The following is an 8,200-nucleotide window of genomic DNA, read 5'->3' on the forward strand; positions in this document are numbered from 1 at the left end:
CCCCTTAACCTGCCTGGACGGCCGAGGCGACCACAGCACGGGCAAACCAGCCCTACCGACGGCCTGAGTACAGTCATCAAGCCAACGCCGTCGCCCTGCGGTCTCAGGCAGACCCCTGGAGGGGCTTCTTCAAACCGTCCAGTTGCGTGCCGAGTCTTCGGCGTTATGCGCGGGCGCTGCTGCGCGACATGGATATTGCCGACGATCTCGTTCAGGACTGTCTGGAGCGGGCGCTCAGTCGGCGCCATCTTTGGCGTGGTGGCCTTGATCTGCGGCCCTGGTTGTTTCGTATCCTCCATAATGTCTGCATGAACGAGGTGCGTGCACGCCGAACGAGGCCGGTGCACGAATCCATCGACAGGATCGTCGATCTGCCGGCAGGACCCGAGGGGCATGACGCGCGCCTGGAGCTGCAGGAGATGGAAACCGCCCTGGATCAACTGGTCGAGGAGCAGCGTCAGGTGATACTCCTGATCGCGCTCACCGGCCTATCCTACCGCGAATGCGCGCAGGCCCTTGACGTACCGGTCGGTACGATCATGTCGCGTCTGTCGCGCGGTCGGGAAAGGCTGCGCGAGCTTCTCAAGGACGAGACGAACTCGCCCTCCCGGGTACTGCGGAGGATCAAGTGAGCGATGCGCCCCAGCCCATGCATCAGGACGACCTGCACGCCTTTGCCGACGGGAGGCTGCCGGCTGAGCGCATCTCGGCCATCAAGGCCTGGCTTGCCCAGGATCCAGCCGCGCGGGAACAGGTGGCGAGCTGGCATCGGCAGAACGAACTGATCGGCCGCCTCTACGGCAAGAACGGGCCGGATCTGCTCCCGGTGAGGCTCCGGCCCGAATTCATGAGGCGCGGGCGGCGACGCATGCTCAAGCGCATGGCAGCCGGCGTGGCCGCAGGCCTGCTCGTCGGCGGCGGCATCGGCTGGGTCGCCCGCGGCATTGGCAGCGAAAGCCTGGGCGGTCCGCTGAGCCTTGCGCAGCAGGCGGCGAAGCTGCACCGGAGCACGCCTAGCGCCTTCTCGTTCACGGTGGAGGCAGGTGACGAGGCAGAGCTGTCCAACTGGCTCAGGCAGCAGGCCGGGCACGCTGTCCCGGTACCCGACCTTACAGATGCGGGCCTGCGGATCCTGGGCGGCAATGTGCTGACGGATGCAAGCGAGGTAAAGGCGGCCCAGCTGATCTACGAGGATCCGGAGCAGTCATGGGTCACGTTGTACGTGACCTGGGGCAAGGTGCCTGAACCGGCCGAGTTTCGATTCTTCCAGACGGAGGACCTGAACGGCTTCTACTGGCCGCAAGGGGAATATCGATGCGTGCTGACGGCCGAGGTCGATCCCGACTACCTGCTCTCCATCGCCAGGCTCGCCTATGACCAGATGGAGCTGGCCGAGGCCACCAGCCGCCTGCTGGTCGACCGGTAGCCGCAGCCAGCGCGCCTGGGCCATCGCAGCTCACGCCGCCACCGGCACCTGCGGCACGGCGGCGATCAGTTCCGCCGTGTAGGGGTGGTGAGGGGGCGAGAAGACCTTGGCGACGGGGCCGTAGTCGACGACCCGGCCCTGGTAGATCACGGCGACGTCGTCGGCGAAGGAGCGGACGAGCGCCAGGTCGTGGGAGATGAAGACGAGGGTCAGCTCGCGGTCGCGCTGGATGTCGCGCAGGAGCTCGACGACGCGGGCCTGGACGGACACGTCGAGCGACGCGGTGGGCTCGTCGGCGATCACGATGTCGGGCTCGCTGGCGATGGCCCGCGCGATCGCGATGCGCTGCTTCTGGCCGCCGGAGAGCTGGTAGGGGTAGCGCTCGGCGAACGCGGCGGGCAGGCGGACTGCGGCCAGCAGGCGCCGCACCTCCTCCTTCACGTCGCCCTTGGCCTTCTTCAGCAGCTTGAGCGGCCGGCCGATCGCAAAGCCCACGGTGTGGCTGGGGTTGAGCGTCGCGTCCGGGTTCTGGAAGACCATCTGCAGGCGGGCCAGCACCTCCTTGGGCCTGGCGGTGACGCTGGCGGTGCTCAGCACATAGCCATCGGCCAGCGAGACCTGGCCGTCCGGCGTGGTCTCGATGCCCAGCATGATCTTGGCGAAGGTCGACTTGCCCGAGCCGCTCTCGCCGACGATGGCCAGGGTGCGCCCGCGGCTGGCCGCGAACGTGACATCGGTGAGGGCCTGGACCTTCGTGCCGCCGCCGGTCGCGAACGCCAGGCCGCCGCCTTGCATGTAGGCCTTGGAAAGGTCGGTCACCACCACCGCAGGCGGGCCGGCCGGCACCTCGCGCTCCACGATCGGGTCGCTGAGCTTGGGAATGCTGCCGATCAGGCGCTGGGTGTATTCGTGCTGCGGCGTCACGAAGACCTGCCGGCAGGGACCTTCCTCGACCATCCGGCCGCGCAGCATCACGCCGACGCGGTCGCAGACGGTGGCGATCGTGCCGAGGTCGTGGCTGATGAACAGCATGGCAAGCCCCAGCTTGCGGCGCAGCTCGGCCAGGAGTTCCAGGATGCCTGCCTGCACCCGGACGTCCAGGGCGGTGGTCGGCTCGTCCAGGATCAGGAGCGACGGGTTGCCCATCAGCGCCATGGCGATCACGACGCGCTGCTGCTGGCCGCCGGAGATCTGGTGGGGATAGCGCACGCCGATCGTGTCGGGCTCGGGCAGCTTGACCGTTGCGAACGCCTCGATGGCCTTGGCGCGCGCGGCCGCCTCGTCCATGCCCAGATGGAGCTGCGCCACCTCCATGAGCTGGCGCTCGATCGGGATGACCGGGTTCAGGCTGCTCATCGGCTCCTGGTAGACCATCGCCATCTTGCCGCCGCGGAGCGAGCGGATCTCCGCGTCCGACATGGCGTAGAGGTCGCGGCCCTCGAACAGGATCCTGCCGCGGGCGAGGCGGCCGTTCTTGGGCAGGTAGCGCATCACCGCGAACGCGATCGTCGACTTGCCCGAACCGCTCTCGCCCACCAGGCCCACGCTCTCCCCGGGCGCGATCGACAGGTTCACGCCGTCGACCGCCATGCTCTCCCCGGCACGGGTCCGATAGGCGATGCTGACGTCCTGGAGCTGCAGTACCGGCAGGGTCATCTGGCATTCTTCTCCCAAGGGCTTGAAGTCGAGCTTAAGCGTCGGATCGGCAGAAGTGAAAGCCGGAGCTGTCGGAACGCGGCTTCGGCAGGAAATCGCGCGGCGGGCCTTGCCACCGGCTGGCCACAAGCGCCAAGAACGGGTGGGCGGTCCGACCGGCCGCTCATGGCCGATCCGGATCTCGGCGAGGAACTGGCCCTTGGCATTGCTTTTCGTGAGTGCGGCGGACGATCCGGACCAGTGGCGTACCGAGCTTCGGCAGCGCTTCCCTGACCTGGACGTGCGGATCCATCCCGAGCTGGGCGACCCGGCCAACATCGACGTGGCGCTGGTCTGGCTGCCGCCGCCGGGACTGCTGGCGTCGCTGCCGAACCTGAAGGCGATCCTGTCCTTGGGTGCTGGCGTCGACGCCATGTTGGACGACCCGACGCTGCCGGCGGACCTGCCGCTCTGCCGGCTGGTCGACCCGTCGCTGACCCGGACGATGACCGAGTACGTGCTGCTGCACACGCTGAAATACCACCGGATGCAGGACCTGTTCGCCCGCGATCAGCGCCATGCCCGCTGGCAGCTGCGCCTGCCGGCCCCGCCGCGCCAGACCACGGTGGGGATCCTGGGCCTCGGCGTGCTGGGGACGGATGCGGCCCGCGCGCTGGCAGCCCACGGGTTCACCGTGCGCGGCTGGTCGCGCAGCCCCAAGGAGTTGGAGGGCGTGGCGTGCTTTGCCGGCCCGGACCAGCTCGACGCGTTCCTGTCGGCATGCCGGATCCTGGTCTGCCTCCTGCCGCTCACCCGCGAAACCGAAGGCATCCTGAACCGGAACCTGTTCCGCCGGCTGCCGCCGGATGCCCGCCTCATCCATGTCGGGCGCGGCGCGCAGCTGGTGGAAGGCGACCTGCTCTTGGCCCTGGACGGTGGCGAACTGGGTGGTGCCACGGTCGACGTGTTCACGCAGGAACCGCTGCCGGCGGACCATCCCTTCTGGCGGCACCCGGCGGTCGACATCACGCCCCATGCCGCGAGCTACAGCGACCCGTCGGTGGGTGCCGAGGTCGTGGCCGAGAACCTGCGGCGCTTTTTCGAGCGCCGGCCGTTGCTGCACGTGGTGGATCGCGCCCGTGGCTACTGACCCGCCGGAGGCAGGTAAATGACGGCCAGCATCGTCACGGTCGCGCAGAGCAAGGGTGGGGCCGGCAAGACCACGGTCGCCGTGCAGCTGGCCACCGCCATGCTGGCGGCGGGCCACGAGGTCTGCTTGGTCGACGTCGACCCGCAGGGCAGCCTCAGCCGCTGGTTCGAGGAGCGCCAGCGCCGCCGCGACGAGCAGGACCGGCTCTCGCTCGTCAAGATCGGCGGCTGGCGGCTGGGCGTGGAGCTGCGCCGGATCGTGCGCGACGTCGGCGTCGTGGTGATCGACACCCCGCCGCATGCCAACAGCGAGCTGAAGACCACCATCCGCGAGGCCTCGCTGGTCCTGGTGCCCTGCCAGCCCAGTCCCCTGGACGTCTGGGCCAGCCGGCCCACGCTGGAGGCCGCCGCCCAGGAGGGAAGGCCGATCCGGCTGCTGATGAACCGGGTGCCGCCACGTGGCCGCGCCATCGAGGAGGCCCAGGGTGCCCTGGCGCAGCTGGGGGCGCTGCCCTTGGAAGCCAGCCTGGGCAACCGCCAGGCCTATGTGGCGGCCATGGCCAGGGGACTGGGCGTGATCGAGCACGAGCCGCGCGGCACGGCAGCACAGGAGGTCCTGGCGCTGCAGGCCGAGGTCACCCACATGATCGGGCTGCCGGCAGCCCGCGTCGAATAGATCGACGGCCGAACAGATCGACGGAAGGAAACGAAGCAATGTCGGCACCGCCCAGCGGCAAGGGTGAGCCCGTCGAGAACAAGCAGCAGCTGGTCGAATGGGTAGCGTCCGGCGAGAAGACCAAGGATGCCTGGCGGATCGGCACCGAGCACGAGAAGTTCGTCTTCCGCCGCAGCGACCTGTCGCCGGTGCCGTATGAGGGCCCTGACGGGATCAAGGCGCTGCTCGATGCGCTGGCCGAGCGCTTCGGCTGGGAGCGGCACGAGGAGAACGGCAACGTCGTGGCGCTGTCGCGCAACGCCTGCAACATCACGCTGGAGCCGGGCGGGCAGTTCGAGCTGTCCGGGGCACCCCTGCGCACGATCCACGAGACCTGTGCCGAGGTGGCCGGCCACCTGGAAGAGTGCCGCTCGGTCGCGGAGCCCCTGGGCCTGGGCATGCTCGGCGTGGGCTTCCATCCGCTCTGGGAGCGCTCGGCCATCCCGTGGATGCCCAAGGGCCGCTACGCGATCATGCGCCGCTACATGCAGCTCAAGGGCACGCTCGGCCTCGACATGATGCTCCGGACCTGCACGGTGCAGGTCAACCTGGACTATGCGTCGGAAGCCGACATGGTGACCAAGCTGCGCGTCTCGCTGGCGCTGCAGCCGCTGGCGACGGCTCTGTTCGCCAACTCGCCCTTCTCGGAGGGCAACCTGAACGGCTTCAAGAGCTACCGGGCGCATGTCTGGACCGATACCGATCCCGACCGGACCGGCATCCCGGCCTTCGTGTTCGAGGACGGCATGAGCTACGAGCGCTGGGTCGACTATGCGCTCGATACGCCCATGTATTTCGTCTACCGCGACGGCCAGTATATCGACGTGGCCGGCCAGTCCTTCCGCCGGTTCATGGACGGCGAACTGCCGGGCCTGCCGGGCGAGCTGCCGACGATCAGCGACTGGGCGGACCATGTCACCACCCTGTTCCCGGAAGTCCGGCTCAAGCGCTACCTCGAGATGCGTGGGGCCGATTGCGGGGCATCCGACCAGCTATGCGGGCTGCCGGCGCTGTGGGTGGGGCTGCTCTACGACCAGAGCGCGCTCGATGCCGCCTTCGACCTCGTGAAGGACTGGACGATCGAGGAGATGGAGGCGATGCGGGAGGCTGCCCCGCGCCTTGGCCTGCAGGCCCCTTGTCCTGGCGGCACGCTGCAGGACCTGGCCAGGCAGGTGCTGGCGATCGCGGCAGCCGGCCTGAAGGCGCGCGGGCGGCTCGACTGGATCGGCACCAGCGAGGACAGCTTCCTCGCCGACCTGCACGAGACGGCGGCCAGCGGCCTCACCCCGGCCGACCGGAAGGTGAAGCTGTTCCAGAACCAGTGGGGCGGCTCGGTGCGGCCGATGTTCGGCGACTACGCCTACTAAAGATCCGGGCGTGCCGAGAACAGGCAACGAAAAAGGGCGGCCTCGCGACCGCCCTTTTCCAATTGCGCTGCAAGGAGGGATCAGCTCTCGGCGGAGCTGTCCTGCCCCTTCGGCGTGATCACCTGGCGGCCACGATACATGCCCGTCTTCAGGTCGACATGATGCGGCCGGCGATACTCGCCCGTCACCTTGTCCTCGATGATTGTCGGCACGTCGAGCGCGTGATGCGACCGGCGCATGTCGCGACGCGACTTGGAAACCTTCTTTTTCGGAACGGCCATACTCGTCACCCTTGACACGAACACGCCCGGCAAAGGCGCACGGAAACACGGCCGGGACGGTGGCCGGCCCGGAAAGTGGCCCCGCTGATAGAAGCCCCTCGCGCCGAAGTCAAGCCAACGGGGAACCCCGCGGCCGGCTTTGCGCCTCTAGCGCCAGGTCCTATGCTTGGGACCTCGTCCGATCAACTGCCAAGAGTGTGCTGCCGATGGCCGTGGCCCCCATTCCCTTCGTCGACCTGGCCGCCCAGCGGAAGCGCCTGGAGGGTCGCGTCGAGGCGGCGATCCAGCGCGTGGTGCAGAGCGGCGCCTATATCATGGGGCCGGAGGTGGGCGAGCTGGAGCGGCAGCTGGCCGCCCATGCCGGGGTCAGGCACGTCATCACCTGCGCCAACGGCACCCAGGCGCTGGAGCTCGTGCTGCGCGCCTGGGGGATCGGCCAGGGCGATGCCGTGTTCGTGCCGGCCTTCACCTTCGCCGCGACTGGCGAGGCGCCGGCCTGGCTGGGGGCCACCCCGGTGTTCTGCGATGTCGAGGACGTGACCTTCAACCTGGACCCGCAAAGCCTGGAGGCCGCGATCGACCTGGCCGAACGGCAGGGGTTGAAGCCCAAGGCGGTGATCCCGGTCGACCTGTTCGGCGTTCCAGCCGATTATGAGGCGATCAACAGGATCGCCGGGCGCCACGGCCTGAAGGTCCTGCAGGACGCAGCACAAAGCTATGGCGCGATCCGCGCCGGCAAGCGGGCAGGAGCCCATGCGGATGCCGCCGCGACCAGCTTCTACCCGGCCAAGCCGCTCGGCTGCTACGGCGATGGCGGGGCCATGTTCACGGACGACGACGAGCTGGCAGCGCAGCTTCGCTCGCTGCGCTTCCACGGCATGGGCGGCGGCGGGCAGTACGACAATGTCAGGGTCGGCACGACCGGGCGGCTCGATACGATCCAGGCGGCTGTCCTGCTGGAAAAGCTCGCGATCCTGGATGACGAGCAGGGCGCCCGGCAGCGGGTGGCCGATGGCTACGCGCGCGGGCTCTCTAACCTTGCGATCACGCCGCGGGTGCCGGACGGAGTGGCCTCGGCCTGGGCGCAGTACACGCTGCGCGTCGATGATCGCGATGCGATCAAGGCGGAGCTCGCCGCCAACGGCGTGCCGACCATGATCTACTATCCCAAGGCGCTGGCCGACCAGGCCGCCTTTGCCGGCGCGCCGGTGAGCCCCACCGGCATCGAGGTGAGCCGCCGTCTGACGGGTGAGGTGTTGTCGCTTCCGATGCATCCGTATCTGGAGGAGATGGTCCAGGCGCGGGTGATCGAGGAGGTGAAGGGCGCGCTTCTCAAACGCGCGGGCTGATCTGCCACGTCGAGTTGTTTTCCCTCTTGATGGAACCAGTCGGCTTCCTATCTGAAACGTCCTGGCCGGCAATGCCTGCCTGGTCGGATCGGACGCCGGCTTGCGAATTTCGTCGGGCCGGGGGTCTTGATGCGACGGGTGGGCTTCCCATCTAGGTTATCAGGTGGTGGCGATGACTGTTTTGCGGTCATGCTGCTGCGGGGTGGTCGAAGAAAGCCATTGACCTTGGTGTCTGGCGGATCTAGAACCCCTCCCACGAAGCGCGGTGGTGCTGGGCG

The 8,200-nt window shown here is 68.4% G+C and carries 8 protein-coding genes; 6 read left to right on the forward strand and 2 right to left on the reverse strand.

Annotated elements, in window-relative coordinates; all coding sequences use genetic code 11:
* The first annotated feature begins 146 nt into the window (after positions 1-146).
* Together VHL31_RS17450 and VHL31_RS17455 are read left to right on the forward strand one after the other, a co-directional pair.
* Entirely contained in the window at positions 147-632 is a 486-nt protein-coding gene (locus VHL31_RS17450) for a sigma-70 family RNA polymerase sigma factor (RefSeq protein ID WP_329662517.1), read from the forward strand.
* Positions 629-1,426, forward strand: a complete 798-nt coding sequence (locus VHL31_RS17455; RefSeq protein ID WP_329662518.1) for a hypothetical protein — start codon at positions 629-631, stop codon at positions 1,424-1,426. The genes VHL31_RS17450 and VHL31_RS17455 overlap by 4 nt, the downstream gene beginning before the upstream one ends.
* Positions 1,427-1,456: 30 nt before the next feature.
* On the opposite strand, the gene VHL31_RS17460 is transcribed toward VHL31_RS17455, so the two are convergent.
* Positions 1,457-3,082: an ABC transporter ATP-binding protein gene (locus VHL31_RS17460; RefSeq protein ID WP_329662519.1), complete on the reverse strand. Its 1,626-nt coding sequence runs from the start codon at positions 3,080-3,082 to the stop codon at positions 1,457-1,459.
* Positions 3,083-3,281: 199 nt separating this feature from the next.
* On the opposite strand from VHL31_RS17460, the gene VHL31_RS17465 reads away from it, so the two are divergent.
* Genes VHL31_RS17465 through VHL31_RS17475 form a run of 3 tightly spaced genes read left to right on the forward strand, consistent with a single transcriptional unit; the run spans position 3,282 to position 6,292 of the window.
* Positions 3,282-4,211: a glyoxylate/hydroxypyruvate reductase A gene (locus VHL31_RS17465; protein WP_329662520.1), complete on the forward strand. Its 930-nt coding sequence runs from the start codon at positions 3,282-3,284 to the stop codon at positions 4,209-4,211.
* A gap of 18 nt (positions 4,212-4,229) precedes the next feature.
* Positions 4,230-4,886, forward strand: a complete 657-nt coding sequence (parA, locus tag VHL31_RS17470) for a ParA family partition ATPase (RefSeq protein ID WP_329662521.1) — start codon at positions 4,230-4,232, stop codon at positions 4,884-4,886.
* Positions 4,887-4,924: 38 nt separating this feature from the next.
* Positions 4,925-6,292 carry a glutamate--cysteine ligase gene (locus tag VHL31_RS17475; RefSeq protein ID WP_329662522.1) on the forward strand — a complete coding sequence of 456 codons (1,368 nt, stop codon included), beginning with the start codon at positions 4,925-4,927 and terminating at the stop codon, positions 6,290-6,292.
* Positions 6,293-6,372: 80 nt separating this feature from the next.
* On the opposite strand, the gene rpmF is transcribed toward VHL31_RS17475, so the two are convergent.
* Positions 6,373-6,573, reverse strand: a complete 201-nt coding sequence (gene rpmF / locus VHL31_RS17480; protein ID WP_329662523.1) for a 50S ribosomal protein L32 — start codon at positions 6,571-6,573, stop codon at positions 6,373-6,375.
* Positions 6,574-6,779: 206 nt separating this feature from the next.
* On the opposite strand from rpmF, the gene VHL31_RS17485 reads away from it, so the two are divergent.
* On the forward strand, positions 6,780-7,922 hold the full coding sequence (locus VHL31_RS17485; RefSeq protein WP_329662524.1) for a DegT/DnrJ/EryC1/StrS family aminotransferase: 1,143 nt from the start codon (positions 6,780-6,782) through the stop codon (positions 7,920-7,922).
* Positions 7,923-8,200 lie beyond the last annotated feature (278 nt).

It is taken from the genome of Geminicoccus sp., assembly GCF_036263595.1.
In the GTDB taxonomy this organism is placed as follows: domain Bacteria; phylum Pseudomonadota; class Alphaproteobacteria; order Geminicoccales; family Geminicoccaceae; genus Geminicoccus.